15 protein-coding genes are annotated in these 14,739 nt (G+C 73.6%); 9 read left to right on the forward strand and 6 right to left on the reverse strand.

The genetic code is table 11. The features are described 5' to 3' along the window. Window positions 1–2 precede the first annotated feature (2 nt). Window positions 3–680: a TetR/AcrR family transcriptional regulator gene (locus tag OG937_33705; protein WUD76295.1), complete on the forward strand. Its 678-nt coding sequence runs from the start codon at window positions 3–5 to the stop codon at window positions 678–680. Window positions 681–695: 15 nt separating this feature from the next. On the opposite strand, the gene OG937_33710 is transcribed toward OG937_33705, so the two are convergent. Next, the gene (locus tag OG937_33710; GenBank protein WUD76296.1) at window positions 696–1,637 is read right to left on the reverse strand and encodes an ADP-ribosylglycohydrolase family protein; all 942 of its coding nucleotides are present in this window, start codon (window positions 1,635–1,637) and stop codon (window positions 696–698) included. Beyond that, entirely contained in the window at window positions 1,624–1,896 is a 273-nt protein-coding gene (locus OG937_33715) for a hypothetical protein (GenBank protein WUD76297.1), read from the reverse strand. The genes OG937_33710 and OG937_33715 overlap by 14 nt, the downstream gene beginning before the upstream one ends. A gap of 258 nt (window positions 1,897–2,154) precedes the next feature. Between OG937_33715 and OG937_33720 the strand changes: the two genes are divergently transcribed. Next, the gene (locus OG937_33720; protein ID WUD76298.1) at window positions 2,155–2,451 is read left to right on the forward strand and encodes a hypothetical protein; all 297 of its coding nucleotides are present in this window, start codon (window positions 2,155–2,157) and stop codon (window positions 2,449–2,451) included. Window positions 2,452–2,464: 13 nt separating this feature from the next. Here the strand turns inward: OG937_33720 and OG937_33725 are convergent, their stop codons facing one another. Then, window positions 2,465–2,692 carry a DUF6011 domain-containing protein gene (locus tag OG937_33725; protein WUD76299.1) on the reverse strand — a complete coding sequence of 76 codons (228 nt, stop codon included), beginning with the start codon at window positions 2,690–2,692 and terminating at the stop codon, window positions 2,465–2,467. Window positions 2,693–2,811: 119 nt separating this feature from the next. Next, window positions 2,812–4,380 carry an amino acid permease gene (locus tag OG937_33730; GenBank protein ID WUD76300.1) on the reverse strand — a complete coding sequence of 523 codons (1,569 nt, stop codon included), beginning with the start codon at window positions 4,378–4,380 and terminating at the stop codon, window positions 2,812–2,814. A 221-nt stretch (window positions 4,381–4,601) separates the two neighbouring features. Here OG937_33730 and OG937_33735 point away from each other — a divergent pair, with 221 nt between their 5' ends. The 3 genes from OG937_33735 to OG937_33745 all read left to right on the forward strand — a co-directional run bounded on the left by OG937_33735 (window position 4,602) and on the right by OG937_33745 (window position 7,368). After that, window positions 4,602–5,309, forward strand: coding sequence for a PadR family transcriptional regulator (locus OG937_33735; GenBank protein ID WUD76301.1), 708 nt, complete (start codon window positions 4,602–4,604; stop codon window positions 5,307–5,309). A gap of 257 nt (window positions 5,310–5,566) precedes the next feature. Beyond that, window positions 5,567–6,595: an ATP-binding cassette domain-containing protein gene (locus OG937_33740; GenBank protein ID WUD76302.1), complete on the forward strand. Its 1,029-nt coding sequence runs from the start codon at window positions 5,567–5,569 to the stop codon at window positions 6,593–6,595. After that, window positions 6,592–7,368: an ABC transporter permease gene (locus OG937_33745; GenBank protein ID WUD76303.1), complete on the forward strand. Its 777-nt coding sequence runs from the start codon at window positions 6,592–6,594 to the stop codon at window positions 7,366–7,368. Before OG937_33740 ends, OG937_33745 begins: the two co-directional genes overlap by 4 nt. Window positions 7,369–7,433: 65 nt before the next feature. Here the strand turns inward: OG937_33745 and OG937_33750 are convergent, their stop codons facing one another. Next, complete coding sequence (locus OG937_33750) at window positions 7,434–8,288, reverse strand: siderophore-interacting protein (GenBank protein WUD76304.1); 855 nt, start codon at window positions 8,286–8,288, stop codon at window positions 7,434–7,436. Window positions 8,289–8,452: 164 nt separating this feature from the next. On the opposite strand from OG937_33750, the gene OG937_33755 reads away from it, so the two are divergent. Further along, window positions 8,453–9,811 carry a cytochrome P450 gene (locus OG937_33755; GenBank protein ID WUD76305.1) on the forward strand — a complete coding sequence of 453 codons (1,359 nt, stop codon included), beginning with the start codon at window positions 8,453–8,455 and terminating at the stop codon, window positions 9,809–9,811. Here OG937_33755 and OG937_33760 read toward each other — a convergent pair. After that, the gene (locus tag OG937_33760; protein WUD78975.1) at window positions 9,780–10,697 is read right to left on the reverse strand and encodes a 5'-3' exonuclease; all 918 of its coding nucleotides are present in this window, start codon (window positions 10,695–10,697) and stop codon (window positions 9,780–9,782) included. The two genes, OG937_33755 and OG937_33760, sit on opposite strands and share 32 nt — an antisense overlap. A gap of 175 nt (window positions 10,698–10,872) precedes the next feature. On the opposite strand from OG937_33760, the gene OG937_33765 reads away from it, so the two are divergent. From OG937_33765 to OG937_33775, 3 genes are all read left to right on the forward strand, one after another. Further along, window positions 10,873–12,021, forward strand: a complete 1,149-nt coding sequence (locus tag OG937_33765; protein ID WUD78976.1) for a glycine betaine/L-proline ABC transporter ATP-binding protein — start codon at window positions 10,873–10,875, stop codon at window positions 12,019–12,021. Next, on the forward strand, window positions 12,014–13,813 hold the full coding sequence (locus OG937_33770) for an ABC transporter permease/substrate binding protein (GenBank protein ID WUD76306.1): 1,800 nt from the start codon (window positions 12,014–12,016) through the stop codon (window positions 13,811–13,813). Before OG937_33765 ends, OG937_33770 begins: the two co-directional genes overlap by 8 nt. A gap of 107 nt (window positions 13,814–13,920) precedes the next feature. After that, window positions 13,921–14,682: a helical backbone metal receptor gene (locus tag OG937_33775; GenBank protein ID WUD76307.1), complete on the forward strand. Its 762-nt coding sequence runs from the start codon at window positions 13,921–13,923 to the stop codon at window positions 14,680–14,682. The last annotated feature ends 57 nt before the right edge of the window (window positions 14,683–14,739 follow it).

Below are 14,739 nucleotides of genomic sequence, written 5' to 3' on the forward strand. Positions count from 1 at the left end.
GCGTGAGCACCACGGGACGGCGCGTCGGGCGGCCGCGCGCGCAGGCGCGGCCGGACAGCGGCCTGACCGCCCGCGAGGAACTCCTCGCCGCCGCGGCCGAACTGTTCAGCACACAGGGCTACGCGGCCACCACGACCCGCGCCGTCGCCGAGCGCGCCGGGATGCGGCAGGCCTCGATGTACCACTACTTCGGCGGCAAGGAGGACCTCCTCGCCGCGCTCCTGGAGGGCACCGTCCGCCCGTCCCTGGACCTCGCGCACTCGCTCGTCGCCCGCACGGACGCGCCTGCCGAGGCCCGGCTGTGGGCACTGTGCCGGGCGGACGTCGCCCTGCTGTGCGGGGGGCCGCACAACCTCGGCGCGCTCTACCTGCTCCCCGAGGTCCGTGCCGAGCGCTTCGCCGGTTTCCGCGCCGCCCGGGACGAGTTGAAGGCCGCCTACGCGGCCCTGCTGGCCGCGACGGTGCCGGGCGCCGCGCTCCGCGCCGCCGATCTCGAGGTCCGCGCCGACCTCGTCTTCGGCCTCATCGAGGGCGTCATCCTCATCCGGCGCGACAGCCCGATCCCCGACGGGCCGGCCTTCGCCTCCGCGACCGCCGACGCGGCGCTGCGCGTCGCCGGCTGCCCGGACGGCGGCCTGGCCGCCCTGCACCGCGAGGGCGAGGCCCTGCTGGCGGTGTGACGCGGCCCCGGGAGGTCAGTCCCCGGTCAGCCGGGCCGCCAGAACGATCAGGTCGGCGACGCGCAGGACGCGGCCGGGCGAGCCCGGTACCGGCACGTGCAGGTGAGCCGTCCAGCGCTCGGGTACGGCCGCGAGGCCGTACACCGCGCCGGCGAGGGTCCCCGTGACGGCGGCGACGGTGTCGGTGTCGCCGCCCAGGTCGACCGCCGCGCGCAGCGCGGCCTCGAAGCCGCCGGTGGTCCGCACGGCCCAGACCGCGGAGCCGAGGCAGGGCCAGACGGCGCCGTTGAACTCCGTGGCCAGACCGGGGTGCCAGCCGGGCGCGAGGACGGCGGCCCACCGCTGGTGGAAGGGCTCGGGGACCTGCGCCAGCGCATCGGCCACGGCCGCGGGGGCGACCGGGTCGCCGCCGTCGAGGGCCACGCGTACCAGGTCGTGGAGGATCGCGCTGCCCTCCCAGGCGGCGCGGTCGCCGTGGGTGAGGGCGGCGATCCTGCGTGCGGCGTCGAGGGAGGCCGCGCGTCCGTGTCCGGCGAAGTGGACGGCGGCGGGGGCGGCCCGCATCAGGGCGCCGTTGCCCGCCGCCCGGTGATGCGTCTGGAAGTGCACCGCCGCGGCCAGGTCCCAGGGGTCGCCGGAGGTCAGGACGGCCTCGGTCTGCAAGCCGATGTCCTTGGGGTCGGCGGCCGCCCACCGCACGAATCGCGCGAAGACGTCGGGGAGGTCGAGCCTGCCCGATTCCAGCAGGGAGTCGGCCACGAGCACTGCCATCTGCGTGTCGTCGGTGGCCTCACCGGGGTCCCAGCCACCGCCACCGCACATCTCGTCACCCGTGCCCGGCGCGGGGAAGCGGGCGCTGAACGCGCCCGCCGGGCCGAACTCGAAGGGCGCGCCGAGCGCGTCGCCGACGGCCGATCCGACGATCGCGCCCGCAGCGCGTTCCTTACGGTGCGTCACTTGTCAGCCCGCGCGACGGCCATGCCTGGTGTTCCACGCCGACGGACGGCGCGCCGCGCCCGGTCGCCCTCCGCCACGCGAGGCGGGCTCCGAGCCCGAGGCCGACGGACAGGAGCACCGTGATGGGCAGTGAGGGGATGACGACCGGGGCGTGATCGCCCTCGGCGACATTGACGGCGACGGCGACGGCGGCGACGACGACGCCGAGCGCGGCGAGGGCCAGGACCACGGCGGCGGCGGTCCAGTGCGCGGATTCCACGGCTGTACCGTACGCGCCCACCACGGCAGGCGGGGCATCGGGTCGGCCGCGGACATGCCCGGGGCCGCGAGCGCCCGGCGCCCGGGCGAGGGAGGCACCTTGTCGGTTTGTCGACGAATAGTGAGTCGCCTCACATCCCACGCCCGACGGATGGTGACCATGGGCCGGTGAGCCGCACGCTTTCGTCATCTGCCTGTGGGATCGGGGGCGTTGATGGCGGAGTTGCGGTGCACGAACGAGTCGTGCGGGTCGACGCGGGTGCAGAGCCTGCAGTTGTTCGAGGCGACGGTCGAGCCGGGTTCGTCGTTGAAGGCTGATCTCGGACGGCCGCCGAAGGCCGAGCGTGCCTTCGCATGGCCATTGGGTCTGCTCCTGTTGGGGGTGGCGCTGCTCGTGTCGGGCGCGATCCTCGCCGGGCTGCTGGTGGCCGTCGTCGGCGTCGTGTGGAGTCTGCGGGAACGGGCCAGGGTGGAAGCCGCGAAGCGCGCGAACGAGGAGTGGCAGCGGAAGATGATCTGCCTCGTGTGCAAGAAGCCGTTCGTTCCCGCGGCTTAGTCCGGGCACGTGTTCACGTCCCCGGCAGCTGCTCCTGCTCGACGTCGAAGCGCCCGATCCGTGGTGCCGTGCCGAGTCCGTGTTTGCGCCGGCAGCCGCGGCCCCGGCCCCAGAGCCGGGCGTCGTGCGTGGTGAGGGGCCGGTGGCAGTCGGCGCAGAGGACGGTCGGGCGCTCCTGCGCCGGCTGCCCGTCGGGCGACAGGCCGGGCAGGGGTGACGGCTCGGGTGCGGGTACGGCCATACGGCCAGTGTGGCAGCGCCGGCCCCCGGCCGCTGTCGGTGGCCGGTGCCACACTGGTGCCGCACGCCCCTCCCCGAGGTCGAGACGGGGAGGGGCGTCGTGCCGTCGAACCGCCGTGGTTATCGGGTCGGTTCCGGGAGGGCCTCGGCGAGGCGGGCGTTCTCCGCCGAGCGCCCCGGACGCGCCCTCAGCAGCCGCCACGCGACCCCCGCACCCACGCTGCCCAGCAGGAACAGCACGGTGAACCACTGGAAGTACCAGTGGCCGCCCGCCGGGTCGTAGACCGCGGCCCGTGGCCAGGCGAGGTTGACCGTCATGGCCAGCCCGTAGAGCAGGGCCAGCGCGTTGACGGGCAGGCCCCAGCGGCCGAGGGAGAACAGCGGGCGGCCCCGCTCGTCCGTCCCGCCGGCGCCGAAGCGGTCGCCGCGCAGTCGGCGCAGCAGCATCGGGCCGGTGACCATGGCGTAGGCCAGGTACAGCATGGCGATGCAGGTGGTGCCGATGGCCAGGAAGGCGTCCGGGGAGAGGAGGTTGAGCAGGCAGAGCGCGGCCGCCGCGACGCCGACGACGAGCGCGGGCGCGACGGGCATGCCGGTACGGGGCGAGACCCGGGACAGGCGGGCGGAGAACGGGAGGACACCGTCGCGGGCCATGGAGAAGAGCATCCGGGTGCCGGCGGTCTGGATGGCGAGCGTGGCCACGGCGATGGCGACGGCGACGTCGGCGAGCAGGGCCTTCCCGACACCCGCGCCGAGGCTGCTGGTGAGGACGTAGCTCAGGCCCTCCGTCCCGAGCCGCCCGTCGGTGAGGCTCGGGGCGGCGAGCAGTCCGCCGAGGAGGAGCAGTCCGCCGAGGGCACCGGCCGCGGCGAGGGCGGTGAGGATGGTGCGCGGGGCGGTGCGGCGCGGCGCGCGGGTCTCCTCGCTCATCTCGCCGGCGCTGTCGAAGCCGATGAGGACGTACGCGGCGGTGAAGGAGCCGACGAGGAGCGCGCCGACGGCGCCGCCCTGGCCCCCGGTGTGGAGGGTGACGCCGGGGCCGCGCTCGGCGTGCGTGAACAGCAGGATGACGATGAGGCCCGCGCCGATGATCTCCGCGGTGACGCCGACGCGGTTGACGGCCGACATGACCCGGTTGTCGAGCGTGTTGACCACGGTCGTGAGGGCCAGCAGCACCACGCCGAGCAGCGCCGCGTTGGCCGCCCCGGTCGCGGTGGTGGGTGCCGGATCGCCGCCGAGGACCTGGAAGCCCGGCCAGATCGCGGGCAGGACGACCTGCAGCGCGAGCGCGGCGGCCGCCACGACCACCACCTGGCCGATCACCATGATCCATCCGGCGAACCAGCCCCACGTCGGTGTGCTGAGCCGGGTCGACCACTGGTAGATCGCCCCGGACAGTGGGTAGCGGGCGGCGAGTTCGGCGAAGCAGGCGGCGACCAGCAGCTGCCCGGCGAGCACCGCGGGCCAGGTCCAGAAGAAGGCGGCGCCGCCGGAGGAGAAGCCGAAGGCGAAGAACTGGAAGACCGTCGTCAGGACGGAGATGAAGGAGAAGCCCGCGGCGAAGGAGGCGTAGCGCCCCATGCTGCGGTGCAGTTCCTGGCGGTAGCCGAAGCCGGCGAGGGTGCCGTCGTCGGAGGCCGGCGGGGGCGGCGGGGGAGCGGAGGGCGCGGACGGTGCGGTGGTGGTCATGGCGGACCCCTGTCGCTGGATTCCTGTCGGGTGACAGAAATTAGGGGTGGTCCATTTCGCCCGCGTGTCACGTTCATGTCCGCAACGCTCCAAGGTGCTCACCGCCGTCAGGGCGCGCGACCCTCCTCGCGATTCGCGATGTATCGCGCTTGTCAGAGTGGATGACTCGCGATATGTTCGGTCACGGATATACGGGTGCGAGTGCGGGGAGGTGCACGGGCATGGCCAAGCGCCGCAAGCTCGGCAATCCGCTGGCCCTGGCCGTCATGGCGACGCTCGGGGAACGCCCCATGCATCCGTACGAGATCGCCCAGGTGCTGCGGCAGCGGGGCAAGGAGCAGAGCATCAAGATCAATTACGGCTCGCTCTACACCGTCGTGCAGAACCTCGAGAAGCACGGCTTCGTGGAGGTCACCGGCGTGCAGCGGCAGGGCAACCGCCCCGAGCGCACGCTGTACGGGCTGACCGAGGCCGGCCGGGAGGAGCTGCACGACTGGCTCGCCGACCTGGTCGCCGTCCCGGTGCGCGAGTACCCGGCCTTCGAGGCGGCGCTGTCGCTGCTGCTCGTGCTGCCCGCCGACGAAGTGGTCGACCTGCTCACCGAGCGGGTCGCGAAGCTGGAGGTGCAGGCCGCCGGCGTCCACGGCGTGCTCGCCAGGCTCCGGCACGACCTGCCGCGGATGTTCCTGATCGAGACCGAGTACCAGGTCCACATGCTCGAGGCCGAGGCGGAGTGGATCCGCGGCTTCCTCGGCGAACTCGGGAAGGGGACCGTCTCCGGCGCCGCCGAGTGGCGGCGCTGGCATGAGACCGGTGAGATGCCCGAAGCCTGGACGGAGTCCGAGGAGGGGGCCGAGGAATCGGCCACCGCACGGCGCTTCAGGGAGGAGCAGCGGAGGCGGACCGGCCCCGACGCGACACCGACATGAGGAACGCCCCCGGCGCTCGCTGCGGGAACAGCGCGCGCCGGGGGCGGTGACCCCGGACCGGACGGCTGCGGGAACAGTCGCCAGGCGATCGAGGTGCGGCACACCCAGGATAGCCCGGCAGTCCCCCCGCCGATCGGTCCGGCCGTTCGTGGAAGGCCCGTTCACCAGGGCCACCGCGCGGCCCGGCACGGGCCCGCGAACCGACCGATCACCGGGCCGTGCAGGCACGGCCCCCTTGGCAGGCGGAGGAATCTGTCATGAGCACACGCGCGCCCGCGATCGTGGCGCACGACCTCGTCAAGACCTATCCCGGGGACGTGCGCGCCCTCGACGGGATGGGCGTCACCGTGGAGCCCGGCACCGTCTTCGGGCTGCTCGGCCCCAACGGCGCCGGGAAGTCCACCACGGTGAAGATCCTGACCACCCTGGCCCGTCCCGACTCCGGTACCGCCCTCGTCGCGGGTCACGACGCCCTGCGCCACCCCGACCGGGTGCGCCGGGCCATCGGTGTCGTCGCCCAGAGGTCGGGCGCCGACCCGGTCGCCACCGGCGCGGAGAACCTGCGGCTGCAGGGCCGGCTGTACGGGCTGCGCGGCGCCGCGCTCGACGGCCGCGTCGGGGAGCTCCTCACCCGCTTCGACCTGGCCGACGCGGCGGGGCGGCCGGTGAAGACCTACTCCGGCGGCATGCAGCGGCGCCTGGACGTCGCGCTCGGCCTGGTCCACCGCCCCGAGGTGCTCTTCCTCGACGAGCCGACCACCGGCCTCGACCCCGAGGCGCGCACCGCGATGTGGGAGGAGATCGCGCGCCTGGCGGGCGACGACGGCCTGACCATCCTGCTCACCACGCACTACCTGGAGGAGGCCGACCGGCTCGCCGAACGCATCGCGATCGTCGACCGCGGCCGGGTCGTCGCCGAGGGCACCCCCGACGGGCTCAAGGGCGAACTGCGCGGCGACGCCGTGCACGTGGAGCTGCGCGAGCCGGCCGGCCCGGTCGACGCCCACCTCCTGGAGACGGCGCTCGGCGAGTTCGCGGGCGTCCGCGAGGCCCGGCTGGACGGCCGCCGGCTCAGCGCCCGTGCCGACGACGGCGCCGCGGCCGTGCCGCAGGTGCTCGCCGTCCTGGAGCGCGAGGGTGCCGCCGTCGCCTCCGTCACCGTCGCCCGGCCCTCGCTGGACGACGTGTACCTCCGCTACGCCGGGCGCCGGTTCGAAGACGCCGACACCGCCACCCCCGCGGCCGGGTCCGCGACCGTCCCCGCGCCCGCCGGAGGTGCCCGATGAGCGTCGCGCTCACCCAGACCTGGTACATGACGCAGCGTCAGCTTATGGCGTTCTGGCGCCAGCCCGCGTACCTGCTCATCACCCTGGTGCAGCCGGTGATCTGGCTCTTCCTGTTCGGCGCGCTCTTCCGCCGCGTGGTGGAGCTGCCCGGCTTCGGCGGCGGATCGTACCTGGACTACCTCGTCCCGGGCGTGGTCGTGATGAGCGCGCTGTCCTCCAGCATGTGGGCCGGCATGGGCACGCTGGAGGAGATCGAGCGCGGCACCCTCAACCGCTTCCTCACCACCCCGGTCAGCCGCGCCGCGCTCATCAACGGCAACGTCGTCTCCCAGGGGCTCAGCACCGCCCTGCAGTCCGTCGTCATCGTCGCCCTCGGCAAGCTCGGCGGCGCCGACTACCCCGGCGGGGCCGTCGGGCTGCCGGTGCTCGTCCTGGCGTCGGTCCTGCTGGGCACGCTGGTCGGGGCGTTCTCCAACGCCATGGGCATGCTGGTACGGCAGCGCGAGAGCATCATCGGCATCAACACCTTCCTGCTGCTGCCGCTGACCTTCCTGTCCTCCGCCTTCATGGCGCCCGCGCTGATGCCGTCCTGGATGCGGCACGTCGCCGACGTCAACCCGATGAACTGGGCGCTCGTCGCGGGCCGTTCCGCGATGGCCGACAGCCCCGACTGGGGTGACGTGCTCACCCGCGGCGGCGCGCTGCTGGTGGTGGCGGTCGCCGCGGTCGGGCTGTCGACCCGCACCTTCCGCTCGTACCAGAAGTCCGTCTGAGACCCGGCCGGTATGACGACCAGGCGTGACCCCACGGCGGGGTCACGCCTCGTGCGTACGCGACGTCAGGAAGCGAGCGCCCGCGGCGGCTCCTGCTCCTCCTCGATGCGGCGGTTCCACTCGGGCTTGGAGGCCTGCCAGCCGTCCTCGTCGTGGCCGGTGCGCCAGTACCCCGAGATCGACAGCCGTTCACGCGGCACGCCCAGCTCGACGCGCAGCAGACGGCGCAGCTGCTTGACGAAGCCCGCCTCGCCGTGGACGAAGGCCTGCACGTCACCCGGCGGGAACTCCAGCCCGGACACGACGTGGAGCAGGGCCTCGCCCACCGGCCGGGAGCCGCGGTGCACCCAGGTGACCTCGGCGTCGCCGGGCGTGGGGAGCTTCTGCTCCTCCTCCGGGCCGGAGACCTCGACGAACACCCGGGCGGGAGCGCCCTCGGGCAGCCGCTCCAGCGAGGCGGCGATCGCCGGCAGCGCGCTCTCGTCGCCCACGAGCAGATGCCAGTCGGCCGCGGAGCCGGGCGCGTAGGCGCCGCCGGGGCCGAGGAAGAGCACCTCCTCGCCGGGCTGGACGCGCGCGGCCCACGGGCCGGCCAGGCCCTCGTCGCCGTGGTACACGAAGTCGACCGTCAGCTCGCGCGCCTGTGCGTTCCACCGGCGCACGGTGTACGTCCGGATGCGCGGCCACTGGTCGCGGGGGAACTCGGCGCGGACCTGCTGGATGTCGAACGGCTCGGGGTAGCGCACGCCCTCGACCGGGAACAGCAGCTTGATGTAGTGGTCGCTGTACTCGCCCACGGGGAATCCCGCCAGGCCCTCACCGCCGAGCACCACGCGGATCATGTGCGGGGTCAGCCGTTCCACGTGCTGCACCCGCGCGCGGTTGAGCTGCGGCTTCCTGCGCACCGGACGGTCTGCCATGAGCACACTCCTCGCACTAAGTTAGGCAAGCCTAACCCATCAGGCCCGTCCCGTGCAGCCGGTCTCGGAAAGATCACGAGATCTTCGAACACCGGTTCCGATCCGCCGTTCTCCGATTTTGATGGGACGGACGCGATCAGACGCTACCGGGGAGGCCGGCGCACATGGGTTCCGACACCGCCACCGCGATCACCGCAGGACCGCGCGGGGTGCCGCTGCTGGGGAACCTCCCGCAGTTCGCCAAGGACCCGCTCGCCTTCTTCACCGCGCTCCGCGAGTGCGGGGCCGGGCAGGTCACCTGGGCCATGGGCCGCACCCCCGCGCGCTTCCTCAATGATCCCGCGCTCATCGGGGAACTGCTCTCGGCCCGCGAGTCCACCTTCTCCCTGCCCGACCTCGGCTGGTCCTTCCGCTACCTGATGGGCGAGGGGGTCGTGGTGGCCAAGGGCGCCGACTGGCGCCGCAAGCGCTCCCTCGTCCAGCCCTCGGTACGGCCCAAGCAGGTGCGCGCGTACGCGGCGACCATGGCCGACTGCGCACGGGAGGTCGCCGACCGCTGGAACGGCGGCGAACGGATCGACGTACGCCGCGAGATGACCGGGCTGACCCAGCGCATCGCCGTACGGACCGTGTTCGGCACCGACGCCGCCGTCCGCGAGGAGGTCATCGGCCGCTGCATGGACGCCGCCCAGCAGCAGATGGGCGCCGAGTTCCGGGGACTGGGCGCGATGCTGCCCGACTGGGTCCGCACCCCGGGGCGGATCCGCTTCAAGGCCGCCGTCGACACCCTCGACGCCGAGGTCGCCCGGATCGTCGCCGTCCGCCGTGAGACCGGCGGCGAACGCGACGACCTGCTCAGCCGGTTGCTGGCCGCCGTCGACGAACACGGCGTCCCGCTCACCGACAGGGAGATCAGGGACGAGACCGTCACCCTCTACAACGCGGGCCACGAGACCACCGCCACCACCCTGACCTGGGCCTGGCACCTGCTGTCCCGCAACCCGCAGGCGCGTGAGGCGCTCACCGAGGAGCTGGACCGGGTGCTCGGCGGCCGCACCCCCGGCTTCGACGACTACGCGGAACTGCGCTGGACCGAGGCCGTCGTGAAGGAGACCCTGCGCGTGCGGCCCACGGTCTGGCTCAACCTGGCCGTCGCCGAGGAGGGCGCCGCCCTGGGCGGTGCGCCCGTCCCGGCGGGCACCCAGGTCTGGATCAGCCCCTGGGCCACCCACCGCGACCCCCGCTGGTGGCCGGAGCCCGAGGAGTTCCGCCCGGAGCGCTGGCTGGACGGGGCGCCCGACCCGGTCACCGACCACACCTGGTTCCCCTTCGGCGGGGGCACCCGGGCCTGCCTCGGGGCGCGCTTCGCGATGGTCGAGGCGGTGATCGTGCTGGCCACCCTCGGCAGCCGCTTCCACCTGGACACCGGCGACCAGGAGATCCGCCCCACCGTCGGCCTCACCCTCCAGCCCGACCGGGACGTCCTCGCCGTCACCCGGCCCGTTCCGGCCCCAGCACGCTGAGCAGCCGCTGCAGCGAGCCGCCCAGCCCCCAGCGCTCGGCCAGCGCGGCCAGCTCCTGGGGCCGGCGCGGCTCCCGCGGCAGCTGCGGGGTGAACTCCGGCAGCGGCACGTCGGAGGCCACCCGCACCACCTTCGGCGCGACCGCCACGTACTCCCGGGCCTCCTGCAGCCGCTTGCGCTGCGCGGGGGTGACCTTGGAGGCGGGGTCGTGGGCGGCGGCCATGATCCCGGCCAGGTCGCCGTACGCCTCCAGCAGCTTCGCCGCCGTCTTCTCGCCGATCCCCGGCACGCCCGGCAGGCCGTCGCTCGGGTCGCCGCGCAGCAGCGCCAGGTCCACGTAACCGGGGCCGTCCACGCCGTACCTGGCGCGCAGCCAGGCCTCGTCCACCACGTCCAGCGAGCCGACGCCCTTGACCGGGTACAGCACCCGCACCCCGCGGGCGTCGTCCACCAGCTGGAACAGGTCGCGGTCACCCGTCACGATGTCCACCGGGCCCGGCGCCCGGCCCGTCAGGGTGCCGATCACGTCGTCCGCCTCGTAGCCGGCGACACCCACCCGGGCGATGCCCAGCGCGTCCAGCACCGCCTCGATCACCGGGACCTGCGGCGACAGGGTGTCCGGGACCTCCTCGACGTCCGAGCCGCCGGGGACCTCCTCGGCGACGCGGTGCGCCTTGTACGAGGGGATCAGGTCCACCCGCCACTGCGGCCGCCAGTCCGCGTCCATGCAGGCCACCAGGTCGTCGGGGGAGTGGTCGGCGACCAGGCGGGCGATGAAGTCCAGCAGCCCGCGCACGGCGTTGACCGGCGTGCCGTCCGGCGCGCGCACCGAGTCGGGCACGCCGAAGTACGCGCGGAAGTAGAGGCTGGCGGTGTCCAGGAGCATCAGGCGTCGAGTCACACGCCGATGATGCCGCACGCCGCCGACACCGTGACCTCCGTCACGGAACGGTTTGCTCCGCTCGGGTCGGGGCAGCCGCCGTCCCGGAGCGGGACAGGAGCGCTCCGCGACCTGCGTGCGGGGGCAGCCGGTCGTCCTCCCTACGACACGTGAGGTGTATGTGTACAGGCTGCAGGCAGAGCATCTGTACAAGGTGTTCGGTGCCGACCCCGAGGACGGCGTGCGCCGTCTGGAGGCCGGAGCCGGACGCGACGAACTGCGCGGGAGCGGTACGACCGCCGCGGTGATCGACGCGAGCTTCGACGTCCGCGAGGGCGAGATCTTCGTCGTCATGGGCCTGTCCGGGTCGGGCAAGTCCACGCTGCTGCGCACGCTCAACGGGCTCAATCCCCCCACCGCGGGGCGGGTGCTCTTCGACGGCCGAGACCTCACCGCACTCAGCGCCCGCGAACTGCGCCGCGTGCGCTCGCACGGCATCAGCATGGTCTTCCAGCACTTCGCGCTCTTCCCGCACCGCAGCGTCCTCCAGAACGCCGCGTACGGCCTGGAGGTGCAGGGCGTGGGCCGCAAGGAACGCGAGAAGCGCGCCGCGCAGGCCCTGGAACTCACCGGCCTGTCCGGCTGGGGCGACTCCTGGCCCGACGAGCTCTCCGGCGGCATGCAGCAGCGCGTGGGCCTGGCCCGCGCCCTGGCCACCGACGCCGACGTGCTCCTCATGGACGAGTCCTTCAGCGCCCTGGACCCGCTCATCCGCCGTGACATGCAGGACCAGCTGATCGAACTGCAGCGCAGCCTGAAGAAGACCATCGTCTTCATCACCCACGACCTCAACGAGGCCATGCGCCTCGGCGACCGCGTCGCCGTCATGCGCGACGGGCGCATCGTCCAGATCGGTTCCCCCGAGGACATCCTGCTGCGCCCCGCCGACGACTACGTCAGCTCCTTCGTGCACGACGTCGACCGCTCCCGCGTGCTGACCGCCGGCACCGTCATGGAGCCCCCGCACCGCCCCGACGCGGGCGACTGCCGCTGCGAGACGGTCACCCCGCGCACCGCGCTCGCCGACGTCCTGCCGGTCAGCGCGCGGGTCCCGCACCCCGTGGCCGTCCGCGACGAGGCCGGCGACGTGGTCGGCGTGATCGCCAAGGACCGGCTGCTGGCCGCACTCGGCGACCACGACGGACCGGTGACGCCGTGCACCGACGACACGGCGCGGGCGGCCGCCGGCCCGCCCGCGAAGGACGCCGGGCCGCAGGACGCCGCGCCCAGGGTGCCGGGCCGGCCGCGGAAGGAGGCGGCGCGTGCCTAGGCTGCCCCTCGGCGACTGGACCGACAGCGCCGTCACCTACCTGCGCGACCACTTCGGTCCGCTCTTCGACCTCATCAGCGCCGTCGTATCCGGCATGTACGACGGCCTGGACGCCGTCCTGCAGGCCCCCGCGCCGCTGCTGCTCGCCGGCATCCTCGCGGTCCTCGCGCTGTGGCTGCGCGGTCTGACCGCGGGCGTGCTCTCCTTCGCGGGCCTGGCCGTCGTCGTCTCCGTGCAGCAGTGGGACGAGGCCATGGACACCCTGTCCCTGGTGCTGGTCGCCACCGTGATCACCATCGTGCTCGCCGTGCCGCTCGGCATCTGGTCGGCGCGCAACCGCACCGTCTCCGCCGCCCTGCGCCCGGTGCTGGACTTCATGCAGACGATGCCCGCCTTCGTCTACCTGATCCCCGGCATCTTCTTCTTCGGCGTCGGCCAGGTGCCCGGCATCATCGCCACCATCGTCTTCTCCCTGCCGCCGGGCGTGCGCATGACCGAGCTCGGCATCCGGCAGGTCGACGGCGAGCTCGTCGAGGCCGCGGAGGCCTTCGGCACCGCCCCGCGCAGCACCCTGCTGCGGGTGCAGCTGCCGCTCGCGCTCCCCACGATCATGGCGGGCGTCAACCAGGTGATCATGCTGGCGCTGTCCATGGTCGTCATCTCCGGCATGGTCGGCGGCGGCGGTCTGGGCGCCTCGGTCTTCACCGCCATCAGCCAGGTCGACATCGGCCTCGGCTTCGAGGCGGGCCTGTCCGTGGTCATCCTCGCCATGTACCTGGACCGCGTCACCGGAGCCCTCGGCACCCGGGTCTCCCCGCTGGGCCGGCGCGCGATGGCCACGGCCGCCTCCCCGCGCGGCCTGCAGCTGTGGAAGTACCGCCCGCAGACCTCCGTCGCCGTCGTCGGCATCGTCGCCCTCGCGCTGGTCGCCGGCGGGGTGAACGTCTTCGGCGCCGCCGACGAGGGGACCGCCGTCCCCGAGGCCGACGACGTCGGCAAGGGCCGCCAGGTCGACATCGGCTACATCCCCTGGGACGAGGGCGTCGCCTCCACCTACCTGTGGAAGGAACTGCTGGAACGGCGCGGGTACGAGCCGAAGGTCACCCAGTACGACGTCGGCGCCCTGTACACCGGCATGTCCGCCGGGCGGGTCGACTTCGAGACCGACTCCTGGCTGCCCGTCACGCACCGGTCGTACTGGGACAAGTACAAGAACGAGCTGGACGACTACGGCTCCTGGTACGGCCCCACCTCGCTCGAACTGACGGTGCCCTCCTACGTCAAGGGCATCGACTCGCTGGCCGACCTCAAGGGCAAGGGCAAGCAGTTCGGCGGCCGGATCATCGGCATCGAGCCCGGCGCCGGGATGATGAAGATGCTCAACGACACCGTCCTGGACAGGTACGGCCTGAAGGGCGAATACGAGGTCACCACCGGCTCGACCGCCAGCATGCTCGCCCAGCTCGACCGCTCCATCAAGGCGAAGGAGCCCGTCGTCGTCACCCTGTGGTCCCCGCACTGGGCCTACGGCGAGCACAGCCTGAAGAAGCTGAAGGACCCGCTCGGCGCCTGGGGCAAGGGCGACGGCATCCACACCCTCGCCCGGGGCGGCTTCGCCGGCGACGAGCCGAAGGTCGCCAAGTGGCTCCAGGACTTCAAGCTGAGCGAGAAGGAGCTGACCGGACTGGAAGGCGCCGTCCACAAGGCCGGCCAGGGCCACGAGCAGGACGGCGTCCGCGACTGGCTCGACGCCCACCCCGGTCTCACGGACCGGCTCGCCCCGGTCGGCTGACCGGGATCCCGACCCCGGACGGCGCGGCACCCGGCACTTCCCCTCCCTCGTGCCGGAGCCGCGCCGTCCGGCCCTCCCCGTCCCGCGGGGATGGATACGGTGGGGACATGACCCGTCGCGACTCCGGCCCCGCACGGCGTGTGGTCTCCCTCGTCCCCTCGCTCACCGAGGCGGTGGCGACCACGGCGCCCGCCCTGCTCGTGGGCGCGACCGACTGGTGCAACCAGCCGGCCGACCTGCGTGTCACGCGGGTCCGGGGCACGAAGAACCCCGACATCGCGGAGATCGTGCGGCTCGCCCCCGACCTGGTGATCGCCAACGAGGAGGAGAACCGCGAGCCCGACCTCGCGGCGCTGCGCGCGGCGGGGCTGACGGTGCTGGTCACGGAGGTGCGCAGCCTTCCGCAGGCCTTCCGGGAACTGCACCGCGTCGTCGTCGAGGCCTGCGGCCTGCCGCGCCCGGCCTGGCTCGACGCCGCGGAGAAGACCTGGGCGTCGCTGCAGCCCGCGGCCCGCCCCCGCAAGGCCGTCGTGCCCGTCTGGCGCCGGCCGTGGATGGTGCTCGGCCGGGACACCTTCGCCGGCGACCTGCTGGCCCGGCTGGGCGTCGAGAACGTTTACGGGACCCACCAGGAGCGGTATCTGCGGGTGCCGGTCGACGAGCTCACCGGCAGCGGGGCGGACCTCGTCGTGCTCCCGGACGAGCCGTACCGGTTCACCGCGGACGACGGGCCCGAGGCGTTCCCGGACATACCCGCGGCCCTGGTCAGCGGCCGTCACCTCACCTGGTACGGCCCGTCCCTGGCCGAGGCGCCGGCCGTGCTCGCCGCCGCCCTCGCCGGCCCCGCCCCCGTCCGGCGCGGCGGCTGACCCGGGGCGCCCGCGTCGTGGAAGCCCCCCGGCGCACGCGGGCCCGTGGCCGTCGCG

Origin of the sequence: Streptomyces sp. NBC_00510, from assembly GCA_036013505.1 — a bacterium.
GTDB lineage: Bacteria > Actinomycetota > Actinomycetes > Streptomycetales > Streptomycetaceae > Actinacidiphila.

Bases quoted from the DNA above. Each gene is read 5' to 3' on its own strand.
- OG937_33725 (WUD76299.1), bottom strand. From the start codon at position 2,692: ATGGCCGTACCCGCACCCGAGCCGTCACCCCTGCCCGGCCTGTCGCCC.
- OG937_33730 (WUD76300.1), bottom strand. From the start codon at position 4,380: ATGACCACCACCGCACCGTCCGCGCCCTCCGCTCCCCCGCCGCCCCCG.
- OG937_33735 (WUD76301.1), top strand. From the start codon at position 4,602: ATGGCCAAGCGCCGCAAGCTCGGCAATCCGCTGGCCCTGGCCGTCATG.
- OG937_33740 (WUD76302.1), top strand. From the start codon at position 5,567: ATGAGCACACGCGCGCCCGCGATCGTGGCGCACGACCTCGTCAAGACC.
- OG937_33745 (WUD76303.1), top strand. From the start codon at position 6,592: ATGAGCGTCGCGCTCACCCAGACCTGGTACATGACGCAGCGTCAGCTT.
- OG937_33750 (WUD76304.1), bottom strand. From the start codon at position 8,288: ATGGCAGACCGTCCGGTGCGCAGGAAGCCGCAGCTCAACCGCGCGCGG.
- OG937_33755 (WUD76305.1), top strand. From the start codon at position 8,453: ATGGGTTCCGACACCGCCACCGCGATCACCGCAGGACCGCGCGGGGTG.
- OG937_33760 (WUD78975.1), bottom strand. From the start codon at position 10,697: ATGCTCCTGGACACCGCCAGCCTCTACTTCCGCGCGTACTTCGGCGTG.
- OG937_33775 (WUD76307.1), top strand. From the start codon at position 13,921: ATGACCCGTCGCGACTCCGGCCCCGCACGGCGTGTGGTCTCCCTCGTC.